Annotated in this window: 23 protein-coding genes; 12 read left to right on the forward strand and 11 right to left on the reverse strand. The window is 66.6% G+C overall.

What is annotated here, in order from left to right; translation table 11 throughout:
• Both BLIN9172_RS11725 and manA read left to right on the forward strand, forming a co-directional pair.
• Window positions 1–647 (forward strand): C40 family peptidase (locus BLIN9172_RS11725; protein WP_145997953.1); only part of this gene is annotated, 647 nt, incomplete at its 5' end.
• Between the two features lie 290 nt (window positions 648–937).
• Window positions 938–2,257 (forward strand): mannose-6-phosphate isomerase, class I, encoded by a 1,320-nt coding sequence (gene manA, locus BLIN9172_RS11730; protein WP_101555248.1) that lies wholly within the window; start codon window positions 938–940, stop codon window positions 2,255–2,257.
• A 172-nt stretch (window positions 2,258–2,429) separates the two neighbouring features.
• Here manA and BLIN9172_RS11735 read toward each other — a convergent pair whose 3' ends face one another.
• The 4 genes from BLIN9172_RS11735 to BLIN9172_RS11750 are packed head-to-tail and all read right to left on the reverse strand — an operon-like array spanning window position 2,430 to window position 5,741.
• On the reverse strand, window positions 2,430–3,092 hold the full coding sequence (locus BLIN9172_RS11735; RefSeq protein WP_025777157.1) for a CoA transferase subunit B: 663 nt from the start codon (window positions 3,090–3,092) through the stop codon (window positions 2,430–2,432).
• A 12-nt stretch (window positions 3,093–3,104) separates the two neighbouring features.
• Window positions 3,105–3,875: a CoA transferase subunit A gene (locus tag BLIN9172_RS11740; RefSeq protein WP_101555249.1), complete on the reverse strand. Its 771-nt coding sequence runs from the start codon at window positions 3,873–3,875 to the stop codon at window positions 3,105–3,107.
• Complete coding sequence (locus BLIN9172_RS11745) at window positions 3,863–4,555, reverse strand: hypothetical protein (RefSeq protein ID WP_101555250.1); 693 nt, start codon at window positions 4,553–4,555, stop codon at window positions 3,863–3,865. Before BLIN9172_RS11745 ends, BLIN9172_RS11740 begins: the two co-directional genes overlap by 13 nt.
• A 58-nt stretch (window positions 4,556–4,613) precedes the next feature.
• Window positions 4,614–5,741: a coenzyme F420-0:L-glutamate ligase gene (locus BLIN9172_RS11750; RefSeq protein WP_101555251.1), complete on the reverse strand. Its 1,128-nt coding sequence runs from the start codon at window positions 5,739–5,741 to the stop codon at window positions 4,614–4,616.
• 349 nt (window positions 5,742–6,090) lie between these two features.
• Between BLIN9172_RS11750 and BLIN9172_RS18845 the strand changes: the two genes are divergently transcribed.
• The 3 genes from BLIN9172_RS18845 to BLIN9172_RS11765 are packed head-to-tail and all read left to right on the forward strand — an operon-like array spanning window position 6,091 to window position 11,083.
• Entirely contained in the window at window positions 6,091–6,531 is a 441-nt protein-coding gene (locus tag BLIN9172_RS18845; RefSeq protein WP_369864242.1) for a WhiB family transcriptional regulator, read from the forward strand.
• Window positions 6,528–9,629, forward strand: coding sequence for a glycosyltransferase family protein (locus BLIN9172_RS11760; RefSeq protein ID WP_101555252.1), 3,102 nt, complete (start codon window positions 6,528–6,530; stop codon window positions 9,627–9,629). Before BLIN9172_RS18845 ends, BLIN9172_RS11760 begins: the two co-directional genes overlap by 4 nt.
• Window positions 9,626–11,083, forward strand: a complete 1,458-nt coding sequence (locus BLIN9172_RS11765) for a DUF5719 family protein (protein WP_101555253.1) — start codon at window positions 9,626–9,628, stop codon at window positions 11,081–11,083. The genes BLIN9172_RS11760 and BLIN9172_RS11765 overlap by 4 nt, the downstream gene beginning before the upstream one ends.
• A gap of 66 nt (window positions 11,084–11,149) precedes the next feature.
• Here the strand turns inward: BLIN9172_RS11765 and BLIN9172_RS11770 are convergent, their stop codons facing one another.
• A complete protein-coding gene (locus BLIN9172_RS11770; protein ID WP_101555254.1) occupies window positions 11,150–11,512 on the reverse strand; it encodes a hypothetical protein in 363 nt (120 codons plus the stop codon).
• Window positions 11,513–11,600: 88 nt separating this feature from the next.
• On the opposite strand from BLIN9172_RS11770, the gene BLIN9172_RS11775 reads away from it, so the two are divergent.
• The 3 genes from BLIN9172_RS11775 (at window position 11,601) to ahcY (ending at window position 14,995) form a co-directional block, all read left to right on the forward strand.
• Window positions 11,601–11,957 carry a DUF3499 domain-containing protein gene (locus BLIN9172_RS11775; protein WP_101555255.1) on the forward strand — a complete coding sequence of 119 codons (357 nt, stop codon included), beginning with the start codon at window positions 11,601–11,603 and terminating at the stop codon, window positions 11,955–11,957.
• On the forward strand, window positions 11,954–13,438 hold the full coding sequence (locus BLIN9172_RS11780; RefSeq protein ID WP_101555256.1) for a phosphohexomutase domain-containing protein: 1,485 nt from the start codon (window positions 11,954–11,956) through the stop codon (window positions 13,436–13,438). Before BLIN9172_RS11775 ends, BLIN9172_RS11780 begins: the two co-directional genes overlap by 4 nt.
• A 96-nt stretch (window positions 13,439–13,534) precedes the next feature.
• The gene (gene ahcY / locus BLIN9172_RS11785; protein ID WP_101555257.1) at window positions 13,535–14,995 is read left to right on the forward strand and encodes an adenosylhomocysteinase; all 1,461 of its coding nucleotides are present in this window, start codon (window positions 13,535–13,537) and stop codon (window positions 14,993–14,995) included.
• Here the strand turns inward: ahcY and BLIN9172_RS11790 are convergent.
• Window positions 14,989–15,825, reverse strand: coding sequence for an RDD family protein (locus tag BLIN9172_RS11790; RefSeq protein WP_240812099.1), 837 nt, complete (start codon window positions 15,823–15,825; stop codon window positions 14,989–14,991). The two genes, ahcY and BLIN9172_RS11790, sit on opposite strands and share 7 nt — an antisense overlap.
• Window positions 15,826–15,937: 112 nt before the next feature.
• Here BLIN9172_RS11790 and BLIN9172_RS11795 point away from each other — a divergent pair, with 112 nt between their 5' ends.
• Window positions 15,938–16,936, forward strand: a complete 999-nt coding sequence (locus BLIN9172_RS11795; protein ID WP_025777169.1) for a stage II sporulation protein M — start codon at window positions 15,938–15,940, stop codon at window positions 16,934–16,936.
• A gap of 31 nt (window positions 16,937–16,967) precedes the next feature.
• Here BLIN9172_RS11795 and BLIN9172_RS11800 read toward each other — a convergent pair whose 3' ends face one another.
• Genes BLIN9172_RS11800 through BLIN9172_RS11820 form a run of 5 tightly spaced genes read right to left on the reverse strand, consistent with a single transcriptional unit; the run spans window position 16,968 to window position 22,277 of the window.
• Entirely contained in the window at window positions 16,968–18,254 is a 1,287-nt protein-coding gene (locus tag BLIN9172_RS11800; protein ID WP_101555258.1) for a DUF58 domain-containing protein, read from the reverse strand.
• On the reverse strand, window positions 18,255–19,280 hold the full coding sequence (locus BLIN9172_RS11805; RefSeq protein ID WP_025777171.1) for an AAA family ATPase: 1,026 nt from the start codon (window positions 19,278–19,280) through the stop codon (window positions 18,255–18,257).
• Window positions 19,277–20,536: a DUF4350 domain-containing protein gene (locus BLIN9172_RS11810; protein ID WP_101555259.1), complete on the reverse strand. Its 1,260-nt coding sequence runs from the start codon at window positions 20,534–20,536 to the stop codon at window positions 19,277–19,279. The genes BLIN9172_RS11805 and BLIN9172_RS11810 overlap by 4 nt, the downstream gene beginning before the upstream one ends.
• A complete protein-coding gene (locus BLIN9172_RS11815; RefSeq protein WP_101555260.1) occupies window positions 20,533–21,231 on the reverse strand; it encodes a DUF4129 domain-containing protein in 699 nt (232 codons plus the stop codon). Before BLIN9172_RS11815 ends, BLIN9172_RS11810 begins: the two co-directional genes overlap by 4 nt.
• Window positions 21,228–22,277, reverse strand: coding sequence for a DUF7847 domain-containing protein (locus BLIN9172_RS11820; protein WP_101555261.1), 1,050 nt, complete (start codon window positions 22,275–22,277; stop codon window positions 21,228–21,230). The genes BLIN9172_RS11815 and BLIN9172_RS11820 overlap by 4 nt, the downstream gene beginning before the upstream one ends.
• Before the next feature lie 249 nt (window positions 22,278–22,526).
• Between BLIN9172_RS11820 and mtrA the strand changes: the two genes are divergently transcribed.
• The 3 genes from mtrA to BLIN9172_RS11835 are packed head-to-tail and all read left to right on the forward strand — an operon-like array spanning window position 22,527 to window position 26,814.
• Entirely contained in the window at window positions 22,527–23,207 is a 681-nt protein-coding gene (mtrA, locus tag BLIN9172_RS11825) for an MtrAB system response regulator MtrA (protein WP_025777175.1), read from the forward strand.
• Window positions 23,204–25,093, forward strand: a complete 1,890-nt coding sequence (mtrB, locus tag BLIN9172_RS11830; protein ID WP_101555262.1) for an MtrAB system histidine kinase MtrB — start codon at window positions 23,204–23,206, stop codon at window positions 25,091–25,093. Before mtrA ends, mtrB begins: the two co-directional genes overlap by 4 nt.
• On the forward strand, window positions 25,090–26,814 hold the full coding sequence (locus BLIN9172_RS11835) for an LpqB family beta-propeller domain-containing protein (protein ID WP_240812100.1): 1,725 nt from the start codon (window positions 25,090–25,092) through the stop codon (window positions 26,812–26,814). Before mtrB ends, BLIN9172_RS11835 begins: the two co-directional genes overlap by 4 nt.
• Window positions 26,815–26,827 lie beyond the last annotated feature (13 nt).

The raw sequence follows: 26,827 nt of genomic DNA on the forward strand, positions 1-26,827 counted from the left end.
CCAAGGACGATTCCAAGAAGGATGACAAGTCCAAGGACGATTCCAAGAAGGATGACAAGTCCAAGGACGATTCCAAGAAGGATGACAAGTCCAAGGACGATTCCAAGAAGGATGACAAGTCCAAGGATGACTCCAAGAAGGATGATAAGTCCAAGGATGACTCCAAGAAGGATGATAAGTCCAAGGATGACTCCAAGAAGGATGACAAGTCCAAGGATGACTCCAAGAAGGATGACAAGTCCAAGGATGACTCCAAGAAGGACGACAAGCCGTCCAAGGCCGAGAAGATCGCGGCCCAGCGTGCGTCCATCATCAAGGACGCGAAGGCCAACCTCGGCGTCAGGTACGTCTGGGGCGGCACGTCGCCGAAGACCGGTTGGGACTGCTCGGGCTACACCCAGTACGTCTATGGCAAGAACGGCATCAAACTGCCGCGCACAACCAGCCAGCAGCGTTACGCGGGCAAAGAGATCTCTCTCAAGGACGCCAAGGCCGGCGACCTCATCTGGATCCCCGGTCACATCGGAATCATCTCCGAGACCAAGGGCCAGATGTACGACGCCGGTTCGTCGCGGACGAACACCACGAAGCGCAGCTACAGTTGGATGCTGAACCGCGGAGCCAAGGTCATCCGCGTCGTCGGCTGACACCTGGCTTCGAGGACAGGGCGGACAGCGTCTGCGACCCAGTGCCCCGAGGACGATCCCACTGCGGATCGTCTTCGGGGCACTGTCTGGTTCTCCCCACGATCCTGCGGGCGATGGTGACCGGTGTGAAAGCATCAGCCCAGGTGACAAGCGGTGAATTGATCGTGACTTCGGTTGAACAGTCAGTGAAGTGCCGCCTCGGCGTGTGATGGTGGGACTAGGCTTGTCGAAGCACACCCGGAACACACCGGATGTGATGACGACTCTCATCTGTCAGAAGGGGGCCCGCAGTGCATCGTCTGCACAACACGGTCAAGAACTTCGAATGGGGCAGCACCGACGCGATTCCCGCAATCCTCGGCACTGCTCCGGACGGCACCCCCTGCGCGGAACTCTGGCTCGGAGCCCACCCGGTCAGCCCCTCTCGACTCGACGTCAGCCGCACTCGCGCCCAATCTCCGCTGGAACAACGGAACCGCCTCGGCGCTCAGGAGGCAGCCGGCGGCGTGGCGACCGAGGCCGAGCCTCGGCTCGGGCCCAACCTCATCGAATATCTGGCGGGGGACCCGGAGGGCCTGCTCGGGCACAATTCCCTCGAGTCCTTCGGTACGCGACTGCCGTTCCTGCTCAAAGTGCTCTCGGCCAGTAAGGCCCTGTCGATCCAGGTGCACCCGAATCGCGAGCAGGCGCGGGCAGGATTCGCCGCCGAGGAAGCGAACGGTCCGGCGCTGGACGCTCCCGACCGGAACTTCAAGGATGCCTCGGCGAAACCGGAGCTCATCTATGCTCTCACGGACTTCCACGCGCTCACGGGGTTCCGCCCGCGCAAGGCTGTGCGGGCGACGTTCGAAAGGATGCTCTCTCAGCCGCTGACTCCGCCGTCCTTGGATGTCCTGGGAGCGATCATCGGCGCGCTGAAGTCCTTCAGTGAGTCCAAGGCCCTGTCCCGTGCCGTCGAAATCATCCTCAGCGACCCGGGGACACCGGGGCTCGTCGACGAGGTGGCCGCCCACGGAATCGACGAACAGCCATCCGGGCACATCAGCCGGTCCGGCAGTGCGGTCGACCCAGCACAGACGTTCTGCGAGCTCGTCACCGACTACCCACACGATCCGGGTGCTCTGGTCGGGCTCATGCTCAACCGAGTCCACCTGCAGCCGGGTGAGGCGCTGACCATGGACGCCGGGGTTCTGCACGCCTATCTCTTCGGCACGGGCATCGAGATCATGGCTTCGAGCGACAACGTCGTGCGCGGCGGACTGACCTCGAAGCACGTCGACATCGAACAGCTGGCGACGATCACGGACTTCCGCGCCGGCACCCCGCGGATGGTCGAACCCGACCGCTCCGGAATGCTGCTCGGCCCCACCGACGATTTCGCTCTGCAGGCGCTGCGGTGCCCACGGGCGACGAACGTGGAGCGACGCGGTGCTGCGATCGCGCTGTGCACCGCGGGTGCTGTCACACTCAGTTCGCTCGGTTCGACGCTCACCCTCGAGCGTGGGCAGAGCGCCTTCATCGCGGCGAACGAACCGATTGTGACGGCAGACGGCCACGGCGACCTGTTCGTGGCGACCACCGGCTTGGACTCCGGAGCCGCCGGCCGCTGAGTCTGCGGCGAACGGACCGGACTCCTCGCCGGCGGCAGAACACAGAACTGTGGTCACGTTCGGATACTTCTCAGCGTTCAGAGCATCCGATGGTGACCACTGTTCGATCGGCAGGTGTCCTCGTTCGGACACTGCTCGCGTACGGCAGAGCCGCCTGCCGGTCACCTGGAGCTCAGGCGGCGACCTCGACGGTGGGGACGTCGGCGGGGACGATCACCTCGGCGCCGGTCTTCTCCTTGACCTCGTCGACGGTCACGCCCGGGGCGAGCTCGACGAGGGTGAAGGCGTCACCGCTGACATCGAGGACTGCGATATCGGTGATGATGCGTTCGACGACGCCCTTTCCGGTCAGCGGCAGGTCGCAGGACTTCAGCAACTTGTGCGAGCCGTCCTTGGCGACGTGGTCCATGATGACGATGACGCGCTGGGCGCCGTGCACGAGGTCCATCGCGCCGCCCATGCCCTTGACCATCTTGCCCGGGATCATCCAGTTCGCGATGTCGCCGTTCGTGGCCACCTGCATGGCGCCGAGGATCGCGGCGTTGATCTTGCCGCCGCGGATCATGCCGAAGCTCGCCGCCGAGTCGAAGTACGCGGCGCCCGGGTTCATCGTCACGATCTCCTTGCCCGCGTTGATGAGGTCGGGGTCGATCTCGTCCTCGGTCGGGTAGGGGCCGACACCGAGCAGCCCGTTCTCCGACTGGAGGACGAGATGGACGCCCTCGGGCAGGAAGTTCGGAACCAGGGTCGGCATGCCGATGCCGAGGTTGACGTAGCTGCCGTCTTCGAGTTCCTGGGCGGCACGGGCCGCCATCTGATTGCGTGTCAATGACATTTCTGTGTCTCCTCAGGCTTCTCGTACGGTGCGCTTCTCGATGGGCTTGTCCGCCACCTGCTCAGGTGTCAGCGGCACCACGCGGTGGACGAAGACGCCCGGCACGTGGACCATGTCCGGATCGATCTCGCCGGGTTCGACGAGCTTTTCGACCTCGGCGATGGTGATGCGAGCCGACTGTGCGGCCGGGGGATTGAAGTTCCTGGCCGAGGAGTGGAACACGAGGTTGCCGTGCCGGTCGCCGATCGCCGCACGCACTAGTGCGTAGTCGGGGGCCAGGGACTTCTCGAGGACGTATTCCTTCTCTTCGCCGAAGGTGTCGAAGACCTTCGTCTCCTTGGCCGGGGACTCCGTGACGACGTTGCCGACCGAGTCGTACTTCCAGGGCATGCCGCCTTCGGCCACCTGGGTGCCTGCGCCCGTGATGGTGTAGAAGCCCGGAATTCCGGCGCCTCCTGCACGCAGCTTCTCCGCCAGGGTGCCCTGCGGGGTGAGTTCGACCTCAAGTTCACCGGAGAGGTACTGACGGGCGAATTCCTTGTTCTCGCCGACGTAGGAGGCGATGATGCGGCGAAGCCGCCCGTCGGCGAGCAGAATGCCCAGACCGCGGCCGTCGACGCCGGCGTTGTTCGAGATCACCTCGAGGTCCTTCGCTCCCTGGTCCTGGAGCGCCCGGATGAGGAATTCGGGCACGCCCACGACACCGAAGCCGCCCACGGCGATCGATGATCCATCTGCAATGTCGGCCACCGCTGCTGCGGGGGTATCAACTACTTTGTCCATGTGCCCAGTGTGCCATGGACCACTCCCAGCCCGGCGGCCAGGTCCGTGATGCGAGCATCGTCGACTCTGCTGGTGAGCAGGACTTCACCACCACCGAGGAGGTGCTGCAGGAAGCGCGGCCACTCGCCCGGCAGCGGGGTCGAGTTCGCGACGAGCAGTCCCTGCGGGCGGGGCTCGGCGGTCGTCTCCGAGCTCGTCCAGCCGATGACCCGTCCGTCCACTTCGAGGATGCCCGAAGCGTCGAGGCGGCGTGCAGTGACATCGGGGTAGGCGCGGATCGCGGAATTGACGTCGATGAAATCGGTATCGACCGGAGTGCTCAGCGCCAGGGCCGGGGGATTGAAGACGAAGACCTCGTCGGCATCGGCCACCGCGTCATCATCCTCATGACCGACGGGAACGAGAGCCATGAAGTCCTCCGCCGGCGGTTCTGCGGCGATGGTGACGCGGCCTCCGGCCAGCAGGACGCTGAGGATCGCGACGAGTTCACGCCAGTGCAGTCCCTCCGGCAGCGGAGCGAAGAGTGTGAAGTCCGGGCCGAGGTCATAGTCGCCGAAGAGGCCGACTCCCTTATTCACCCAGTTCGAGACGACCGGGCCGGTGAGGTCGAGGCGATCGAAATCGGGGCCGCGCCAGATGAGGACGGGTCCGCCGGTGTGCGCAATGACTGAGAGATCCATAGCCGCTTTCTTCGGTGTCGGATGTGTGGTGTCGGTTGTGTGGTGTCGGCCGGGCAGATCAGGGCACGATGAGACCGATGTCGATCGTCACCCCGCGGGGGAAGGCCCCCAGCTCACCGTCGACCCAGTGATAGCGGGTGGAAGCACTGAGATCCTCGGCGAAGAGCGCGGTGTGGAGCCGTTCGACCAAGGACCCGAGCCCGACCATCGCCTCGAGCAACGGAGGACCGCCCGACTGAGCGGTCGCCGGTGAATCAGAGGGACTGAGCGTAATCCGCGATCCGGAGCCTTCGATGCGCATCCGCCATGCCGCATGGCCGGGAGTCCGCGACTGCCCGGCGCGGACGACGCGGATCGCTCGAGAGACGCGTTCGAGGATGTCGTCGCTGTTGTCGCCGGCAGGGGCGCTGCCGGGCAGGTCGGTGACGCCCAGCCCGCGCTGGATGGCTTCGACGTGACCGTGGCGGAACCAGTCCTCGCCGAGATCGCGGGACAGTGCCCGGGCGCCGTCGCTGCCGTTGTCGAGGTATCCGCCGGCCCCGCGGACCAACGCCATCGGCAGTCCGCGGGAGGAGCCTTTGACCAGGTCCGCTGCCGCCGCGATCTCGTCGGCGACAGCGCGCACGGTCACGGTCTGGACGCGTCCGTCGTCGTCGGGGCGACCGCGCTGGTCGTCCAGGCCGGAGAACCCGGACAATCCGATGGCGATATCGCCGACCCCGACCCGCCACGGCCGCGAACTCGTATCCGAGATGACCAGGCCGATGCGCACCTCGAAGGCCTGCTCGACCCGTCGGCGCAGACCATCGGCGGACCGGTCGCTGTCGAGGGGGTGGAGGATGACGGCGCCGCCGGAGTTCGACTGGTCGAGACCCGCTGCGGCCTGCACGGTGCCCGCCGGAGTGCGCACGACCTGAACGGTGGTGCCGGAGCGATAGGAGCGTTCGGCGACGAGGTGAGTGCCGGTCTCCGCGACGAGTTCTTCGAACTCGGCGCGATCTGAGACCGTGCGCAGGCGGCCCTCGGCTTTGGAGACGACCTTCGACGCGACGACGAGGATATCGCCGTCCTTGAGGTCGATGCGGTTGCGCCGCAGTGCGTTGATGAGGATCGCAGAGAGGTCGGAACCCTGCCCGATCTCTTCCTCGACGGGAGGCGCGTAGACGGTGAGCAGACGATCATTCATGCCGGACCGCCGGTGATTCCACTCTCATTCCTCCATAATCCCATTGCGGGTCCCCACTTTCTAAATTCTCCAGGTTTGTTCAGGCGGATCCCACAGGTTGTGCCCTATGACCGGACCGTGACCTATATATGGGGTTCTGGGTGCGTGTGCATGTGAATGCGTGTTCGAATTGCGTCTCATGGGGTGTCTCAGTACTCCATAAGGGCTTGACGGGGCGGTAATGACACGCGTGTAATTTATACCTAAGGGGAACGCGCCGAGCAGGGATCCTTCAGGATTCGACCGTACATCGGACTGATCGCCTCAGTCACGGTACTGGACCTGCTCGAGCGTGAGAAAGGGGAAAACCGTGCAAAGTGCACAGAGAGAATGGCGGGAGAGAGAAGACTTCACCGCCGCACCGGGAGTCACCTCCCGCCGTGCCGAAGACTGGTTCATCGAACCGGGAGCACGTACACCCGAGACGCTGCCGGATCCGCTGGCCGTCGATCCGAGTGATCTGACACCGCTGCAGCCGGACAACTCCGCGGTCTCTCCGCTGTCGCTGCTCCTGGGAGCCGCGGACGACGGCGAACTGTCCTGGCAGGACCAGGCCCTCTGCGCTCAGACCGACCCCGAGGCGTTCTTCCCGGAGAAGGGCGGATCGACTCGTGAAGCCAAGCGGGTCTGCGCCTCCTGCGACGTCCGTTCCGAATGCCTCGAATATGCTCTCGCCAACGATGAGCGCTTCGGCATCTGGGGCGGAATGTCCGAACGCGAACGCCGCCGGCTCAAGAAAAAGGTCGTGTGAGTCAATCCGTCACCATCGTCGTCGTCTCCGGCGACGATGCCAGCAAGGTCGAGCTCGAAACAGCTCTTCGTCCGCACTTCCCCGAGATCCCCGTGGTGGATCTCGGGGGTCGGACGGTCCGCGAAGCCGGCGAGATGCCGGACGTCGCGGACTCGGATTTCCTGTGGTTCCTCACCCCTGACTCCCGTCCCGAACCCGACTGTCTCGATGAGCTGCTCGACGCCATCGGGGAGACGGAATCCATCGCCGCCGTCGGACCGAAGCTCATGTGCTCCGGCCGCATCGTCTCCGCCGGAGTGAGCACCACCTCGGCGGGGGAGCGCTTCAACCCCGTAGGCTCCGGGGAGATCGATCAGGGCCAGCGCGACAGTCAGATCGAAACGCTGGGTCTCGACCTCCCGGGCCTGCTCATGGCCACCACGGAACTTGAGCGCATCGGCGCACCCTCCCGAGTGCTCGGCCCCGCCTACTCCGGACTCGAATACTCCCGTCGTCTGCGCGACCTCGGCGCCCGCGTGCTGCTGGCACCGCGTGCGCGGATGGAGATCTCCGCGACCTCGGCCGCCCGACTCGGCTCCTCACCCCACCCGCCGACATCGAAAGCTCAGATGCGGACCGAGCAGCGATACCGTCTCAGCCTCGCCGGACAGGGACTGTTCTCCCTGTTCTGCCTGCTCGCGATCGGCCATATCGGCCGCATCCTCGGCGGGCTGCTGTCGAACAACTTCCGCCCCGCCGGATGGCATCTCTCGGCACTCTTCGGACTTCCCACGGACGTGTCGACCACCGCCCCGCTGCGGCGGGCCAACGCACGTCGCAACCGAGTGGCCAAACGATCGAACACCGCCCACGTTGCCGCGCTCTTCGCCGATGACGAAGAACTCGCCGTCCAACGCCGGACGATGAGCGGTGAGGCCGACGACCCGCGTCCTGCAGAGGTGCCCACCGGCGGCCCCGACGCCGATGCGGAGCTCAATCCGGTCGGCGACACCGAGGAGGCCATCGACTCCTTCTCCCGACTGGAGATCACCGGCGGTTCCAGCCTGCTGCGCGCACCCCTGACCTATGTGATCCTCGCTGCCGTGGTGATGAGCGGTGTCATCAGCTTTCGACTCTTCGGCCCCGGTCACCTCGACGGCGGCGCCCTGGGGTCGACGGACATCGGCCTCGGTGAGATCGTCGACCGCCTGCTCGGCCGGCACCTCGACGTCTCGACCGGTGCGGCAGTGCCTGCCGACCCCTATCACCTCGTCCTCGGCGTCCTCTCCCTCCTCTTCTTCGGCCATGTCGACGTCATGGTCCGCTCCCTGCTGTTGGCTGCACCGATCGCGGCCGCCATCAGCGCCTACGCGGGTGCGGGCAGCGTGCTGGCCCGGCGGTGGGTCCGAGGTTTCGCCGCTCTGCTGTGGATCGCGTCCCCGCTGCTGACGACCGCACTGTCGGACGGCCGCCTCGGCGTGGTCTTCGTCTGGATCTGCGCACCGCTGGTGGCGGTGACTCTGCGCCGCAGCCTGACCACCGGATCGATCGCCGCGGCCGCCGGCACAGGCCTGCTGCTGTACGTCATCACCGCCGGAGTTCCGCTCCTCCTGCTGGTCACGATCCTCGGCACAGCGGTGCTGCTGGTCGCCGGTCGCGGCCTGCGTCATCTGTGGCTGCTCGCTCCGACCGTGTTCCTGGGCTGGCCATGGCTGTGGGCCGTGGTCCGCGAACCCGGAACGCTGCTGACCATGCCCGGGCAGACCACGGCCACGGACTCTGCGCCGACGTATCTTCTGGCCGTCGGCTTCCCCGCTCCGATCGACATGACCTGGCTGGCGAACCTCATCGCCGACCTCGGTCTCGGCGAGGTCTCTGCCGACGTCCTCGAGCTCTGGGCACCGGTCCTCATGCTGCCGATGCTCATCCTGGCCTTCTTCGCCCTCATCGAAACCCGGCTCGAACTCTCCCGCCTGACCTGGGCGGTCGGGCTCTACCTCGGCGGTCTCGTCCTTGCCACGGTCCAAGTGCATCTGCCCGCGCAGACGGGGCCGTTCCATCTCATCGAGTCCTACCCCGCAGCAGGACTGACCCTGGTCAGCCTCGGCTCGATCCTGCTGCTGTGCCTCGGTGCCGACCGCGCGGCCGGACGACGTCCCCGGCGCGGCCGGACCGCCGGTGCGACGACCCCGAAGAGCGGTGCCGAGGCGAGCTCCGCGACCGCTGGTCGTGCGCCCATGCGCGGCCTCGTCGGGCTCGTGACAGTGGCGGCCATCGGGCTCGTCGCCATCGGTGCCGGACAGGCCGCGTCCTCGTCGGATCCGGTCACCGCGACATCTGAGAGCACTGTCCCCGCTCTGGCCGCCGATCGCGCGGAAGGGGCGACCCAGGCGCGCACTCTCCGTCTGGTCAATGTCGACGGAGAGGTTCTGGCCACTCTCGTCTCCTCTGCCGACGGCACGGTTCTGGGCACCTCGACCGTGACCTCGGCCGAGACCGTCGGCGGGTGGCCGTGGCAGCGTCGTCCGCTGCCGATCACCTCCGACCAGGTGCTCGTGGCTCAGGCCGCGTCCGCGCTGTCGGCCGACGACGCCGGTGACGTCGGCAGCATCCTCGGCGAGCTCGGGGTCGATTTCGTCCTCATCGGCCCGAACGCCGGCAGCCTGACCAACTCCGTGTCCGTCTCGGAGGGCCTCCTGCCGGTCGGCCCCACCTCGTCGGGACAGCTGTGGCGCGTCGACAAGCCCTACAGCGGACGGTTCCTCATCCGCGACTCCGAAGGGCAGGTCTCCACCGCGGCGATGACGGGCACCACCGCGACGGTGCCGGCCGGCCAGGAGGGGCGCACACTGACGATCGCCGACGCCTCAGACGGAATCACCGCGCGCATCGACGGCGAGCCGCTGCCGCAGCCGAAGCCCGACGCAGAGGAGTGGGCCAGCGAATTCGACCTCCCCGCGTCCGGAGGGACGGTCGACATCACATTGAACTCGCCGCTCTACCCGGTCGGAGTCATCATCGGATGGGTCCTCGGACTGCTCAGCCTCATCGTGGCCATTCCCTTCGGTCGGGCAGGGAACACGACGAGCACGCCCGGCCGCGCCGAGGAGAGAGCATGAAGCATCAGCGCAGCATCGTCACCTTCGCGGCCATCGCCGTGCCCGGAGTGCTCGTGGCCACGACCTCGTTCCTCACTCCGCTGACCCCCGGCACGCTGAACCGCAGCCCCGAGCAGGTGCGCATGCCCACCGCGGATACCCGCGTCGTCTGCCCGGGTCCCCTGCTCACAGCCGAGGAAGCCGAAGGCACCGATGCCGAGTTCGTCGATGATTCGAAGGTCTCGACCCGGGTCGTCTCCGCGTCCGCTCCGATCGGCGCTGCAGACGGCTCGACCTCCTCGGCTCGCCTGCAGGTCGCCGATCTGGGCGGTTCGATCGACTTCGACAATCCCTCCGGCCAGGGTTTCGTCTCCGGCGATGACAGCATCGACTCGACAAAGCTCGTCACCGGTTTCGCCCGTCCCGGCGCCCCTGCACTGACGACCGGTCTCGAGACCGTCGAAGGCAGTTCCGGTGACCTCACCGGCCTCGCCACACTCACCTGTGCCCAGGCGTCGAGCAGCTTCCGGATCGTCGCCGGATCCGGTGCCACCGGCTCGAACTCGCAGCTGCTGCTGAGCAATCCGGGAGACGTTCCCGTCCAGGCGAAGGTCGCCCTCATGACTCCCGGCGGTGAGACTGCAGAACCGACCGAACTGAGCATCAAGGCCGGTCAGCAGCGTGCCGTCCCGCTGGGCGGTCTGGCCGGAGGAGCCGAAGCCCTGGCCGTCGACGTCACCGTCGACGGTGGAGTGCTGGCCGGCTCGATCCAGGAGACCGTCCTCGACGGCCTCGAACCGCAGGGCATCGACCTCGCCGCCGGTGGTGCCGGAGCCGATCGCCAGCAGGTGCTCACCGGACTCAGCGGCAAGGATGTGCGGGTGCGGGTGGCGAACCCGAGCAGCGATCTCGCCGAGGTGTCCCTGAGGGCGTACGGACCCGACGGCGAGATCGACATTCGCCGTTCGTCCATGACCGTCGTCGGCCGCGGTGTCGCCGAGGCCGAGCTCGGCGATCTCGATGCCACGAGCCTCGTCGTCGAATCGTCGCAGCGTGTGCAGGCGGGGGCCTTCATCGGCAAGGACGGTGAGAAGGGTGCGGCCGACTTCGGCAGCATCCCGTCAACCGACACTCTCGCCGAGACCCAGATCTTGGCGCTTCCGCGCACGGGTGAGTCCTCCCTTTATCTCTCGCCCGGTCAGGGGCATGTGCAGGTGCAGGGAATGCTCGACGACGGAACGCTTACCGACCCGCAGTCGATCGATCTCAACCCGACGGGAACGACCGTGTTCAACCCGAGCGAGGTCTCCGAGGAGCCGGTGCGCGCGCTCGTCCTCAAAGGATCCCAAGCTTCGGGGTCGCAGGCCGATGGAGTGCATGCGACTCTCGTCGTGACCACAGAGGACGGTATCTCCACTGCCGTCCCGGCCCCGGCCCCGGCGGGGGTGGCCTACCGGGATATCCGTCTCGGCTGAGATCCTGCGACCTGCTGTGGGCGGGCCTGCTCGACCTGCCGCGCCGGGGAGGCCCGCCGAGCGGTCTCAGGTGCGACGGAGGATATCGATCTGGTCGGCCACCACCTCGGCGATGAGTGCATCGCGGGCCTCGCTGCCGGCATGGTCTTCGATCACTCGCCGATAGAGGACGATATGGGTGGGGCGGTCCCCGGCCGGCGGGAAGACGCGACCGAAGCTCGGTTCGGTCGAACTCGCCGGCGGGACGGAATCGACGGCCAGCACCACCTCGGCCAGGAGATCGGGTTCGCGTCTGCCCATCCGGGCGAACTCGGCGGCTGCGACCGCGGCGAAACTCTCCGCCCGACTCTGCCGCGCGGGCACCTCGGCCCGGTGCAGCGGAGACCGCAGTCCCCGCCCATGTCGGTCGCGATGTCGCCGTGGTCTCATAGCATCTCATTCTACGTGCGGGGCCGCCGTGCCTGAGCGAATCGGCGGGCCGCGGCGTGTAGAGTGTGGGACTGTGTCAGCCGTGAGAATGTGTTCAAAAGTCAGCTGTTCGCGCCCCGCCGCCGCCACCATGACGTACGTGCACGCCGATGCGACCGTCGTCATCGGACCTCTGGGCAGGCGAGCCGAGCCGGGCGCTCATGACCTGTGCGCCGAACATGCGGCGAAGCTGACCCCACCCGTGGATTGGCAGCTCATCCGCATCGACTCCGGGCAGGCCCCGCCCGAACGCAGCCACGATGACCTGCTGGCCATCGCCGACGCCGTCCGTGAAGCCGCCGACGGTGCCGATCGGACCCCGCCCAGGACCGCGCCGACCCTGGCCGACGACCCTGCGGCCGCAGGACGCCGACACGGTCACCTGCGCATCATCGGCGACTCATGAACCATCCCGAACCGAGCTCGTCCGGTACCGATCCCGCACGGCAGAATTCGACGGACTCCGAATTCGGTCGAGCCCGGACGGCCGCGCTCGACGCCGCCGTCGGCGCCTATGACATCCGCGGTCGCATTCCCGATCAGCTCGACGAGGACATCCTGTTCGCCCTCGGCTGGGCGACGGCCCGCGCCATGGCAGAGATCCACACCGCCACCGAGGTGGTCATCGGTCACGATATGCGACCGAGCTCTGCAGGATTCGCCCAGTCCTTCGCCGCCGGAGTCGACGCGGCCGGATCGAGAGCCGTCCTGCTGGGATTGTGCTCGACCGATCAGCTCTACTTCGCCTCCGGCATCTTCGACCTGCCCGGTGCCATGATCACCGCCAGCCACAATCCCGCGGACTACAACGGGATCAAAATCTGCGGTCCCAGCGCCGCCGGAGTCAGCCTGGCCTCCGGGCTCTCGCGAGTCAGGGAACTTGCGATCACCGCACCGCAGAGCGACGGCCGGACCATCGCCGACGATGAAAACGCAGCGTTGCGGATGCGGGAGCAGTACGCGGCACGGATCCGCGAACTCACCCACGTCGATGAGGTGCATGGTCTGTCGATCGTGCTCGACGCCGGAAACGGCATGGCCGGGCGCCTCCTCGGGGAGGTCTTCGGCACGGACGCGGGAGCCGCCTCGGTGCCCTTCGACGTCATCGGCCTCTTCACCGAACTCGACGGGACCTTCCCCAACCACGAGGCGAACCCGCTCAAACCCGAGAACCTCGTCGACGCCGCACGCGCCGTCGTCGACAACGGCGCCGATCTGGGCCTCGTCTTCGACGGGGACGCCGACCGGTGCTTCTTCATCGACGAGACCGGGGCGACGATGTCGGCCTCGGCCGTCGGCGCACTCGTCGCCGAACGGGAGATCGCCCGGGCCCGAGCACTCGGCAATGACCGCCCGACCGTCATCCACAACCTCATCACCTCCCGCAGTGTGGCCGAGACGATCACAGCCTCCGGCGGCCATGCACTGAGATCGAAGGTCGGTCATTCGGGCATCAAGACGCTCATGCGCGAAACCGGATCCGTCTTCGCCTGCGAACACTCCGCACATTTCTATTTCGATGAATTCTTCGGCGCGGACTCGGGAATGCTCGCCGCCTGCCACCTCATCGCCGCCCTCGCCGGGTCACAGGCTCCCGCCTCTCTTCTGGTCGCCGACTATGACAGGTTCGAACAGTCCGGCGAGATCAACTTCACCGTCTCCGATCCCGACGCCGTGCTCGCCGCCTTCGCCGCCCACGCCGGAGAGTTCCCCGACAGCACCGTCGATGACCTCGACGGAATCGGTCTGCAGGGGTCGGACTGGTGGGTGAACCTGCGCAAGTCCAACACCGAACCTCTCGTCCGTCTCAACGTCGAGGCCGCCGATCCGGCGCAGGTCGACGCACTCACCCGCCAGGTCACGGACTTCGTCACCGCTCGCGCCTGAAGCCGGCGCCGTCCGCAGATCGGGCACGACGCGACAAGCCGGCCGCCCCGGCAATAGACTCGAACCCGATCCGACAGCCCGCCGTATGGAGGTACCGTGCTCGATTCCACTGACTTCAAGGTCGCCGATCTCAGCCTGGCCGAGGCCGGCCGGCACCAGATCCGCCTCGCCGAAAGGGAGATGCCGGGCCTCATGGCGCTGCGTGAGGAGTACGCGTCGACGTTGCCGCTGGCCGGGGCGCGCATCGCCGGCAGCCTGCACATGACCGTGCAGACCGCGGTGCTCATCGAGACCCTCGTCGCCCTGGGCGCAGAAGTCCGGTGGGCCAGCTGCAATATCTTCTCCACCCAGGACGAAGCCGCGGCGGCCGTCGTCGTCGGCTCCGGCACTCCCGACGCCCCGGCCGGTGTCCCGGTCTTCGCGTGGAAGGGCGAGACCCTCGACGAGTACTGGTGGGCTGCGGACAAGATCTTCGACTTCGCAGACGGTCCCAACCTCATCCTCGACGACGGCGGCGACGCCACCATGTACGTGCTCAAGGGCACCGAATTCGAAGCCGCCGGGGGAGTTCCCACCGCCGGAGCCGAGGACTCGGAGGAATACGCAGTCCTGCTCAAGCAGATCGCCACGTCCATCGCGGCGACTCCCGGCCGGTTCGCCCGCCTGGCTGCCGGGATCAAGGGGGTGAGCGAGGAGACGACGACCGGAGTCAACCGACTCTACCGCCTCGCCGAACAGGGCGGACTGCCGTTCCCCGCCATCAACGTCAACGACTCCGTGACGAAGTCGAAGTTCGACAACCGCTACGGCATCCGCCATTCGCTGCCCGACGGACTCAACCGCGCCACCGACGTCCTCATCGGCGGAAAGATCGCCGTCGTCATCGGCTACGGCGACGTCGGCAAGGGCGCCGCCGAGGCTCTGCGCGGACAGGGTGCGCGCGTCATCGTCACCGAGATCGACCCGATCTGTGCGCTGCAGGCGACGATGGACGGCTACCAGGTCGATCTCCTCGCCGAGGCGGCTGCCCAGGCTGACATCATCATCACCACGACGGGCAACACCCGGGTCCTCGATGTCGATGTGCTGCAGACGCTCAAACCCGGTGCCATCGTCGGCAACGTCGGCCACTTCGACGAGGAGATCGATCTGGCCGGGCTGTCCCGTCTGCCCGGAGTGGAGAAGATCGAGATCAAACCCCAGGTCCACGAGTGGAGCGTACCCGTGCCCGCCGAGGCGGGACTCGACCGTGACCGCACGGATTTCCTCGTCCTCTCCGAAGGACGGCTGCTCAACCTGGGCAACGCCACCGGCCATCCGTCGTTCGTGATGAGTGCGTCGTTCAGCAATCAGGTGCTCGCCCAGATCGAGCTGTGGAACGCTCACGACGACTACGGCAACACGGTGCACCGCCTGGCGAAGGAACTCGACGAGAAGGTGGCGCGCCTCCACCTGCCGGCTCTCGGGGCGAAGCTGTCCGAACTGAGCAAGGAACAGGCCGAATACATCGGTGTGGACGTGGCGGGACCGTTCAAACCCGAGCACTACCGCTACTGATCGGACCGGCGGCGGGTGAGGCTGAGACCGTAGGGGAGCGCGTCGACTCCGGACCGGAACGCGTTCGCACGAGCCGTGCGTCGGCGCTGCTTCTCGATCTCGGCGATGCGCAGCCGGTGGATGACTGCGGACAGGAACTGTTCGGGAAACGTACCCTCCGGCGGGGCCGGAGCCACATAGACATTGAGCTCGGTGGCGAGCTCGATGGCTCGCTGCCACCGCGACTCCGCTCCGAGCTGGGGCGCCATGGCGAGAAACCGGACGATGCGCCGATGCAGGCCGTCGGGCAGCGACGTCACATCGGTGCGGCCCAGCCAGTCGTGCAGATGCGGAGCCACGTGAGTGTGCATGGGCGGCAGAGGTCGGCTGCGTTCGCTCACGGCGATGGTTCCGGCCAGATAGTCGCCGAGGCGCTTGGCCTGCGGTGAGAGGAGCCCGGACAGGGCTGCGATGCCGCCGCCCGAGGAGACGAACTCGAACGGCCACAGCAGGGCGCGGATGAAGGAATGCCGCAGGCGCACCGCACCGCCGTCGTCGCGGACGACCCGCAGCCCGAGGATGAGCTTGCCCAGCGAACGACCGTGGCTGAGCACCTCGACGAGCATCGGCAGCAGCACGAAGACGACGATGGTCATGACGGTGATGAGGGAGCCGAGAAGCAGTCCGTTGAGATCGAGGACCTTGAGCATCAACCAGAACATCGCGATGAGCAATCCGATATTCACCAGCGAATAGACGATGTAGTCGATCAGAGCGCTCAACGCCCGAGCCGCCAGAGCGGCGGGCTGGACATTGAGTTCGACGGCTTCACCGGTGATCAGAGTACTCACCCGCCCATCGTGTCACATCGCCGCGTTCCGAGGCGGACGTTTCGCCGAGAGCATGCGGGTGCCTCTCGCAACGTCGGAGGTGCCTGTGCGTCGTCTCCGATAGGGTGGAGGGATGGATCCGAACCTGCTGGCTCAGCTGCACGGCGATGACTGGCTGGAACTGTCGGCATTGGCGAAGAAGAACACGCTGACACCTGAGCAGACGACCCGTTTCCTTGAGCTCTACCGGACCGCGTCGAAGGATCTCTCACGGATCACGACCGTGGCCCCCGACTCTCTCGAAGCCGCACGGCTCTCGGCGATCGTCCACCGCTGTCGCAATCATCTCTCGTCCGTGCCCAGCGGGGGACTGTCGGGCCTGTCACGGTTCTTCGTCATCAGTCTGCCGCTGTCGCTGTACCGGCTGCGGTGGGACTTCGTCATCGTGGCCGCCGGATTCCTCGCCGTCGCCGTCGTGTCGGGGATCTGGGCGGGAACGCATCCGGAAGTGCTCGAGACCTTCGGTGATCGTGAGTTCCGACGACAGTTCGCCGAACACGATTTCGTCGACTACTACAAGGAGAACCCGAACGGCTTCTTCGCCGTCGGCGTGTGGACGAACAACGCCTGGATCGCCGTCCAGTTCGTCCTCCTCGGCATCACCGGCGGCTACGTCATCGTCGGACTGTTCTCGAATGCGGTCAACGTCGGCTTCTCCGGGGCGATGATGTTCGAGTTCGGCAGAGCCTCCGACTTCTTCCTCTACATCCTGCCGCACGGGATTCCGGAGATCAGCTGCATCATCCTCGCCGCTGCCGCGGGTCTGCGTCTCTTCTTCGCCTGGGTGGTGCCGGGGCCCAGACTGCGCCGTGACAAACTTGCCGGTGAGGCCCGGTCGCTGCTCGTCGTCGCCGGCGGCCTCGTGCTGCTGCTGTTGGGTTCGGGGCTCATCGAAGGGTTCGTGACCCCGAACCCGATTCCGCCGGCGCTCAAGATCGCCATCGGCGTGGCCTACACCGCCGCGGTCGTCGTCTATGCCCGGTACTTCGGCAAGCGCGCTGCCGCAGCCGGACTCAGTGCTGATCTGGACGATCACCAGGCCGGATACTCGGTCATCTCGACCGACCGCTGACCTGCGTACCCGCCCCTGACGGGCGTTCCGGTCACAGCCCGCCGGTGACCTTGAGTCGGATGTAGAGGTCGGCCAATGCTCCGGGAAGCTTCTCGGGCAGAGCGTGGACGCTAGCGACGCCGAGCCCGCGCAGGCGAGTCCGCAGCGATGCCGTCGCGAGCATCTCTGCCTCGGCGGCCGCAGCCGTGTAGACGTCGTCGACATCGCCGCGCTGGGCAGCCAGCGCTGACAATGCCGGATCGTCGACTCCGGCGACGACGACGCGGTGGTGAGCCGTCAGGGTCGGCAGCACGGGCAGGATGTCCTCGGCGACCGTCGCTTCGTCGAGCTGCGTGACCAGCACGACGAGCGCCTGCTGCCTGGACGTCTGCAGAACTGCTGCGGCGATCGATTCCCAGTTCGCGTCGTAGAGCTCCGGATGCACCGGCGTCAGAGCCACCGACAGGTCATGGACCGGATCGTGAGCGCGATGGCTCGATGCGGCTGCACGCACCCGGGCATCGGCGACGATGACATCGACCCGGTCTCCGGCGCCGGTGGCCAGAGCCGTCAGCAGCAGCGATGCTTCCAAAGCGGCGTCGAAGACCGTGCCCTCGCCACAGCGACGGGCGGCGAAACGGGAGGAATCGATGACGATGACGACGCGTCGATCCTTCTCCGGTCGCCAGGTCTTGACCACGAGGTCCTGAGCGCGAGCACTGGCCCGCCAATCGATGGACCGGACATCGTCACCGTCGACATAGTCGCGCAGCGAATCGAATTCGGTGCCCATTCCGCGGATCATGACCGCGGACCGTCCCTCGAGTTCGCGCAGCTTCTGGGTCTTCGACGGCAGCTCCCGCCGAGACACGAACGGCGGCAGGACCCGCACCGAGGCGGGAACATCGATGCTCTTCTGCCGGTGGATCAGTCCGAGCACACTGCGGCCGCGCACCGTCACCAGATCGCCGGGCAGTGCACCTCGTCTCGTCGGCTCCAGCTCGGTGGTCACCTCTGCCGACTCACCGGGTTCGAGCACATGGTGGGAGCGGGTCGCGACGGCCCCGGCACTCGGCGCCCAGGCGTCGCGGACGTGGAGGCGCAGGCGGCGGTTCGTCCCATTGATCAGGGTCAGAGTGCAGTGGGTGCCATCGCCGAGGCGGACCATCGGTCCCGGGGTGCGCTGGAGTTCCAAGCCGTGGATCCGGGGAACGAGGAAGAAGTCGAGGACCGCGGCCAGAACGATCACCCCGGCCACGATCGATGCCGTCGACCATGTGGGCACCAGCATCACGGGCACGAGGCCGGCGACAGCGAGCAGGAACAGGCGAGGTGTCATTCAGCGGGGCACTTCGGTGGTGGCGATGATCGAATCGAGCACCTGACCGACGTCCAGACCGTCCATCTGCGCCTCGGGGCGCAGAATCACCCGGTGCGACAGCGACATATGGGCCAGGGCCTTGACATCATCGGGGGTGACATAGTGCCTGCCGCTCAGCCACGCATGCGCCCGGGCGGCGCCGAGCATCCTCGTCGCTCCACGGGGCGAGACTCCCAGTGCCAGAGACGGGGTCTGGCGGGTGGCTCGGGCGAGATCGACGATATAGGTGATGATCTGCGGGGCGATGTAGATCGTGGCAATCGCGTCGCGAGCCCGGGCGATGAGGTCGGCGTTTGCGACCGGGCGCAGACCCGCCGCTGTCAGGGACCCGGCATCGAAGCCCCTGGCATGACGGTCGAGGATCTCGAATTCGTGATCCCGCTCGGGCAGGTCGAGGACGAGTTTGAACAGGAACCGGTCGAGCTGGGCCTCCGGGAGCGGATAGGTGCCTTCGTATTCGACGGGATTCTGTGTGGCCGCGACGAGGAACGGTTCGGGCAGCTTCCGGGAGCGGCCGCCGACGGACACCTGATGTTCCTCCATCGCCTCGAGCAGAGCCGATTGGGTCTTCGGCGGAGTGCGGTTGATCTCATCGGCGATGAGGATGTTCGTGAACACCGGGCCGGGCCGGAATGAGAAGTCGGAGGCGGACGCGTCGTAGACCAACGACCCGGTGACATCGCTGGGCATGAGGTCGGGCGTGAACTGCACACGCGAGCTGTCCAGGCTGACCGCGGCGGCGAAGCTGCGCACGAGCAGGGTCTTCGCCACTCCGGGAACCCCCTCGAGAAGCACATGCCCGCGGCACAGCAGCGCGATGAGCATCCCCGTCACTGCCTGGTCCTGGCCGACGACGGCCTTGGCGATCTCGGCGCGGACACCGGTGAACGCCTCCCGGACCGGGTCCGGCTCCGCCGGCGGGGTCTGCGCGTGGTCGACGGCCGGAGTCTGCTGCGCGATCGGTTCCTGAGGCTGTTCGGTCATGGGATCTCACTTTCGATCTGGGTGAGCTGATGGACGAGGTCGGTGAGTTCGGCGTCGGTGTGCGCCGACGCGGAGACGAAGACGTGGTGGAGTCGGCCCGGGTCGGCTCCCGTGGCGGCTGCGATACGGCCGAGGATGTCAGGGGTGCGGGCATCGGGGCCGAGGCTCAGCCGTCGGCCGATGCGCAGCAGCGCACCGGTCCGCAGAGTGTGCAGAGCCCCGTCCCGATCGTGACTGCGAGAGCTCAGCGCGGCCCGGCCGTGCACGGTCTCGACAGCGGGCACGATGACCGGCAGGTGCTCGAGGGCCAGCGGTCCGAATCGGCGCCCGATGACGAGCAGAAGGACGACCAGGCAGGGCACCAGCCACAGGACTCCGGCGAGGAACCAGCCGGGCACGAAATCGATCGTCGACGGAGGTGTCTGCTGCTGACCGGAGCCTCCGAAGGTCGGATAATATACGACGAGGTTCTGCGTCTGGGACAGCTGCGAGAGCACGAGGGAGGCGTTGCCCTCGTCGTCGATGTGCTCGTTGGTCACCCAATTGCGATTGCCGAGCACGGTCAGCGGCGCGGAACTGCCGGTATCGGTGACGAACTGTCCGCGCGCGGACCCGGGGGCCACCTCGGCGCCGTCGATCTCATCGACCCCGGGACCGGTGAACGGGTAGCAGGCGGTGATCCCGTCGGTGCCCTTCGTCGTCTCCGCGTACTCGGTCTCGCCAGTGGTCACGGCACCGGCGCTGCGGGCCGGCGGAGAGTCGCAGGCCGCCGGGGACGTGGCATCCGGGTTCGCCAGCGGGCTGAGATTGTCGTTGACGGTGATCCGGTCGGTGAACTCCGAGATCGTCGGACCCGGGTCGACGAGGACGAGCCGGTTGTCGTGGGTGCGCAGGGCGTATTGGAGGCCGTCGATGTCTCCGGGCGACAGGGCAGCGGTGTTCGTGGGAATGAGCAGGGTGGTGTCGGGGCGGGCCGCGGCCGTGCGGGCCTGCTCCTGATCCTCGGTGGTGGTGACATCGACCTCATGGTCGCGCAGGGTCTCGACGAGGGCCTTCATGCCGGTGCGCTCCGTCGAGTCGTAGTGCAGGGGCTCTGCGGACTCGTCATCACCGGTCAGCAGCACGAGCGCGATGACGGTGATGAGGATGACGAAGGCCGCGACGATCCACACCGAAGCCGAACGCAGTCGAGCACGCAGCGGGATCCGCACGGTCGAGCGCGTGCCACGGGCGGCGACGTCCAACTGTGCGCTCATGCCGGTGCCTCCTGCCGGCCTGCGTCCTGCCGGCCTGCGTCCTGGCGGTGGCGGATCGGCAGGGCGCTCAGCCTCCGGTCGAGTGCGCACAGATCCGCAAAGACCTCGTCGAGGCGGCGGTTCGCACGGGCCTGCCTCGCGGTCGCCTCTCCGTAGCGGAGGTCGTTGAAGACCTCGGCCACCCCATGGACGGCGGGACCGTGTTCGGGCAGGGCCGCCTCGGCGGAGCGGGCGATCTCACTCGCCGTGGCAGAGGACTCGAGCGAGACGATCTGTTTGAGAGACAGGACCGCGAAGATCGCACGGGATTCATCGATGACCGCGGTCTCGAAGTCCCCGCTGCGGGCGGCCCGGGCCGCGCTCTCGCGCCACGGGCCCGGTTCAGGGTGGGCCACGACCGGATCGAATGCTGACAGCGGGACGCCGACACGACGGAATCCTGCCCGACGAACGCGCCAGACGATTCCGGCGATGATCACGGCGAGTGCGAGGACGACGACGATGAGCAGCCAAGGAGAGTTCGCGCCGAGGGCGGCACCGACGAGCGAATCCCACAGGGAGGCAAGCCAGCGGCCGATCTGCTCCAAGGGAGTGAGGTCATTGGCAGCGTATTCGGACTTCGACAGCTCGCGCTCGACCCATTCGCGACCGGTGTCGCGGTCGATGCTCGCCGCGGCGACGGGGGAGAGGATCATCGGTCCTCCTCTGCTCGGATGAGGACGAGGTCGAGTCCCTCTGAACGCATCTGCTGGTCGAAGAAGCAGACCGTGACCAGGCAGGCGAAATAGCCGAAGAGGACGGCTGAGGAGATGAGCGTGAGTCCGAGCAGAAGACCGACGGAGACGATTGCGATGGCCGTCTGCGCCGTCGTGGACTCGGTGGTCGTCGACATCCCGACGCCCAGGGCCAGCGAAATGATGAAGACGATCGGGGTGATGATGAGCTGGACGAGCTGGTTGGACAGGAAGTATCCGAGCGCGAGCTGGCCGAGCATCCGCCAGAAGCCGCGCCCGGTCAGCCTCCATGAGCGTCGGAGGCCGGCGCGGACGCTCAGATCCTCCACCGCGATCGCCGAACCGAGGAACGCCAGTCGCAGGTTGATCCAGATGAGCGCGACGAACCACAGCAGTGCGGCCACGGCGGCCCAGACGAAGGCGAGGATCGCCGAATCGGCGCTGGCGAACAGCAGAGTCGGAGCGGTGAGGGCCAGCAGCAGGCCGAGGTTGATTCCGCTCATGAGCAGCGTGGCCAGGACGAGGCGCCAGCGTCGACCGGACAGAGACCTCCACGCCGTCGACAGGGCGGTTCGGCGGGCGCCGAAGGAGGCACGGGTGCCCGTCGCGATGAGTCCGGAGAGCAGATGGGCCAATCCGAGGCTGAGCAGGCTCAGCGCCACCGACCCCAATTGGGCCACGGCGATGAAGCCGGAGACGGCATCGTCATTGCCGGTGAGGTCGGTGAAGAACGGCAGGAACTGGACGGCGATGACGGCACCGATCGCGGTGAGCAGCAGGCTCCAGAGGGAGAAGACGATGAGGGAGGAGCCGACGGACAGTGTCGGGATGAAACGCAGCAGGCGGAAGCCGGAGTCCAAGGCCTCGATGAAGGTCAGCGGCCGTTTGGGCAGGAGCCCGCGCGGTGGAGGCGGCTGCCAGCCGCGTGAGGGCGGGGACGGTGAACGTCGTTGCCACCGGCCGGTGTGCCAGTCGACCTCCGAAGTCCATGCATTCGTCTGTCCCATCACGCCAATCCTGCCATGATTCGCCGGCGAGTGCCGAGAGGTCTCCCTGTCCCAATGGGTACGCGTCGACCCCGTCGATCAGTGCCGTCGGGAGCCGGTCGGGTCCCTGTCCGGGTCTCTGCCCGGGGTCGTGGCCGAAGCATCGGCGATCGCTGTCATCGGATGCGGTGCGTGAGGTCGTCGACAACGCCCGATAGGCTGGGAGTGTCGAGAACCGAAGAACACGCGAACATAAGGGACAATGGGAGCATGAACGCTCGAATCCTCGTAGTTGATGATGACACGGCTTTGGCCGAGATGATCGGAATTGTGCTCAAAAGCGAAGGCTTCGAGCCCTTCTTCTGCGCCACCGGAGACCAGGCCTTCGAAGAATTCCAGAAGGTCAATCCGGACCTCGTGCTCCTCGACCTGATGCTGCCCGGCAAGGACGGACTCGAAGTCTGCCGGGAGATCCGCGAGGTCTCGTCGGTGCCGATCATCATGCTCACGGCGAAGTCCGACACCGTCGACGTCGTCCTCGGCCTCGAATCCGGTGCCGATGACTATGTGCCGAAGCCGTTCAAGCCCAAGGAGCTCATCGCCCGCGTCCGGGCTCGGCTGCGGATCTCCGAACCGCAGGCTCCCGAGCTGCTGACCGTCGGCGATGTCGTCGTCGACGTCGCCGGTCACACGGTGACCAAGGGAGGATCGCCGGTGTCGCTGACTCCACTCGAATTCGACCTCCTCGTCGCTCTGGCACGCAAGCCGTGGCAGGTGTTCTCCCGCGAGACCCTGCTGGAAGAGGTGTGGGGCTACCGTCATGCCGCCGACACCCGGCTGGTCAATGTCCACGTGCAGCGTCTGCGGTCGAAGATCGAGCGCGATCCGGAGAAGCCGGACATCATCGTCACCGTCCGCGGCGTCGGCTATAAGGCCGGCCGAGCCGCGTGACTTCCGAGTCGGCCGCGGACGGACCCGTCCGCACTGCGGCCTCGGCGCTGAAGACGTTCTGGAATTTCATCCTCCGATCGTTCAGCCACTCCCTGCAGGTCCGCATCGTCGTGCTCACTTCGGTGGCGATCTTCGGTGTCGGCACCTACATGTCCCAGCAGATCGCCCGGGGTCTCTTCGACACCCGCCTGGATTCCCTGTCCTCACAGACACGGTCGATCCTGGCCGAGCTGCGCTCACTGGCACCGGTCGACGGCCAGGCGATCACTCAGGACATGCTGAGCTCGCAGCTGTCATCGATCTACAACCGGTCGGCGGGGTCCGTGTATTCGCTGACCCTGCAGCCGACGGATCCGAACACCTCATTCTCGACGATCACGGCCGGTGGGGCGAACGAAGACGGAGAGGCACCGCAGGTGCCCATCACCGATGAGCTCCGCGAGGCCATCGGCAAAGCTCCGGCCGATGACAAGCTCTACCAGTCGGTGAGCCTGCCCGACGGCACGGGACCGGGGCTGCTCATCACTCAGGAGCTGCAGATTCCGGGTGCCGGCCAGTTCCAGCTGTACTACCTCGGCGATCTCAGCGAACAGCAGGACACGCTCAACTTCGTGCAGCGGTCCATGTTCGTCGCCGCACTCGTCCTCGTCGGTGCCGTCGCCTGGATCGTCACTCGGCTGGTCGTCACCCCGGTGCGCACCGGCGCCGAGGTGGCCAGGCTCATTGCCGATGGTGACCTGGACGAACGCATGCCCGTGCACGGCAACGACGAGATCGCCGTCCTCGGTGAGAGCTTCAACGATATGGCCGACACCCTCCAGCACCAGATCGAGCAGATGGAGCGGCTGTCGGTGCTGCAGCGGCAGTTCGTCTCCGACGTCTCCCACGAGCTGCGGACACCGCTGACGACGATCCGTGCCGCCGCGGATCTCATCTATGATTCCCGCGACGACCTCGACTCCGTCACCGCGCGCAGTGCGGAACTGCTGAACTCGCAGGCCGAGCGCTTCGACAGCCTGCTCTCCGATCTGCTGGAGATCTCCCGCTACGATGCCGGTGCCGCAGCACTCGTGCCCAAACCCGTCGATATCGGCGCGATCGTGACCTCCGTGATCGAGACCGTGTCGATGGTGGCCGAACAGATGGAGACCGCCATCGTCGTCCACGCACCGTCGTCGCCGGTCATGGCCGAGGTCGATCGGGTGCGCATCACCCGGATCGTGCGCAACCTCGTCGTCAACGCCATCGAACACGGTGAGAGCAACCCCGTGGACGTCTATGTCGCCTCCAACGCCGAGGCGGTGGCCGTGAGTGTGCGCGACCACGGAGTCGGCATGAACGAAGAACAGGTCGAGCACGTCTTCGACCGGTTCTGGCGGGCTGATCCGGCACGCAAGCGCACCCTCGGCGGATCGGGTCTGGGTCTGGCGATCTCGCTCGAGGATGCCCACCTGCACCACGGCTGGCTGCAGGTCTGGGGCAAACCGAGCGAGGGCTCGTGCTTCCGACTGACGATTCCCCGTCGCCCCGATCAGGAGATCACCTCCTCGCCGCTGCCCCTGCCGCCTCGCGATGCGCAGATCCGCGGGTCCGCACTTGTGGCGGGACCACTGTCCTCGGACGGTTCCGTCCGCATCCAGACCGGATCGATCCCGATCGTCGTCGAAACCGAGCCGGAGATGCTCGACGCCGATCATGACAGCCCCGCCGAGGCGGATTCGCAGTCCGCATCGCATCAGGAGACCACGCGAACCGCCGAGCCGGGTACGGCCGACGCGAGTACCGACGAGCCGGGTACGGCCGACGTGGGCGAGCGGTCCGTGGACATCGGCGAAGCCGACCTGGGCGAAGACAGTGTCAACGACAGCAGAGGAGGACGCTCATGACTCGCTCGATGCCCAGGAGCTCCCGGCTGAAGACCATGCTGGTCTCCGTCTTCACGGTCCTGGCTCTCGTCGGCTGCTCGTCGATCCCGACCTCATCACCTGTCGGCCATATCGAAGATGACTCGGGCGATGCGGGGGCGAACAACGCCCGGATCCCCGACGGGCCCGAACCCGGCGACAGCCCATCGGACATCGTGCGCGGCTTCCTCCGGGCAGGAGCGGGCACCGGCAACAACTTCTCCGTGGCCCGGTCGTTCCTCACCGAAGGCGAGGCTCAGAAATGGAGTCCGCAGGAATCAGTGTCGGTGCTGCCCAACGGCACGGATCTCGACTCGTTGAACGTCGGGACCACCTCCGACCAGAAGTCGATGAGTCTCTCGGCTCCGGTCGTCGGTCTCGTCGATTCCTCCGGCGTCTACAACTCGACCAAACCGGGCACGCAGTCCACCCTGGAGTTCTCGCTGCGTCAGGAGAACGGGGAGTGGAGGATCTCCTCGGCGCCGGACGGGCTGCTCATCAGCCAGGCCGACTTCCGGACGATCTTCCTCAACTATTCGCTGCAGTTCTTCACGTCCGACTATTCGTATCTCGTCCCTGACTCCCGTTGGTTCCTCCGGTCCTCCTCGACCCCGACAGTGCTGATCAACGAGCTGCTCAGCGGTCCTGCGCCCTACCTCTCGGGGGCGGTGATCACCGCGATCCCCGATGGTGCGAAGCTCGGCGACTCGAACGTGGTCACGATCGAGAACGGCGTTGCCCATGTGGCCTTGGGGGCGCAGAATCCGGCTCCGTCCGACCGCGAGAAGGGGCTGATCCGTCAGCAGATCGCCACCACTCTGCAGGTCATTCCCTCGATCTCGGCGGTCGAACTGAGCATCGGCGGACAGACGATTCCGTCCAGCCTGCAGCCGCGGACCGACACCTCGGTCCAGGTGGACGGTCCGCCCGTGGTTCTCGCCGACGACCACCTCTCCCGAGTCTCGGGAACGACCGTCGCCAAGGTCGAGAACAGTCCCAACCTGAAGTCGGCGAAGGCCAGCGACCCCGCGGTGTCATTGGATGACTCCCTCTACGTGTATCTGGCCGATGACGGCGAACAGCTGATGCGGTTGAAGTCCGATGCCGTCGACGCCACCCCGATCCTCAAGGGCACGAAGCTCGTGCGCCCCAGCATCGACCGCTTCAACACGACCTGGACGGGTGAGGCGGAGAACAAAGGCGAACTCACAGCCGTCGGTCGCGACGGCAAGACCTTCACCGTGGCCGCCGATTTCCTCAACGGACGACGGCTCGTCGACATCGAGGTCTCCCGCGACGGAACCCGTGTCGCTCTGCTCAGTCGGCACAAGGGTGAGCCGGACCGTGTCGATGTGGTCGGCGTGCCCAGGGACAAGGCAGGCAATCCATCCGGCCATGTCTCCGAGACACCGATCGAAGTGGGCGCGAACTTCGACGAGGTCAAGGACGTCTCCTGGTCAGGATCGACGAATCTCGTGGCTCTGGCCGCCGAGGAAGGCGAAACCGCGCAGCCGTTCCGCATCGGAGTCACCGGGCCTGCAGAGCAGCTCGGCGAGGTGTCGGGCGGAAGCCGCATCGCCGGCGGAGCGGACGGACGGTCGATACTCGTCACCGGTTCGGACGGTGCGCTGTACAGCTACAACTCGAACGCGTGGCAGAAGCTCGTCGACGTCACCGCCAAGGATCCCTCGTATCCCGGCTGACTCGAAGGGCGGT

The sequence above is a fragment of the Brevibacterium linens ATCC 9172 genome, from assembly GCF_900169165.1.
GTDB classification, from domain to species: domain Bacteria; phylum Actinomycetota; class Actinomycetes; order Actinomycetales; family Brevibacteriaceae; genus Brevibacterium; species Brevibacterium linens.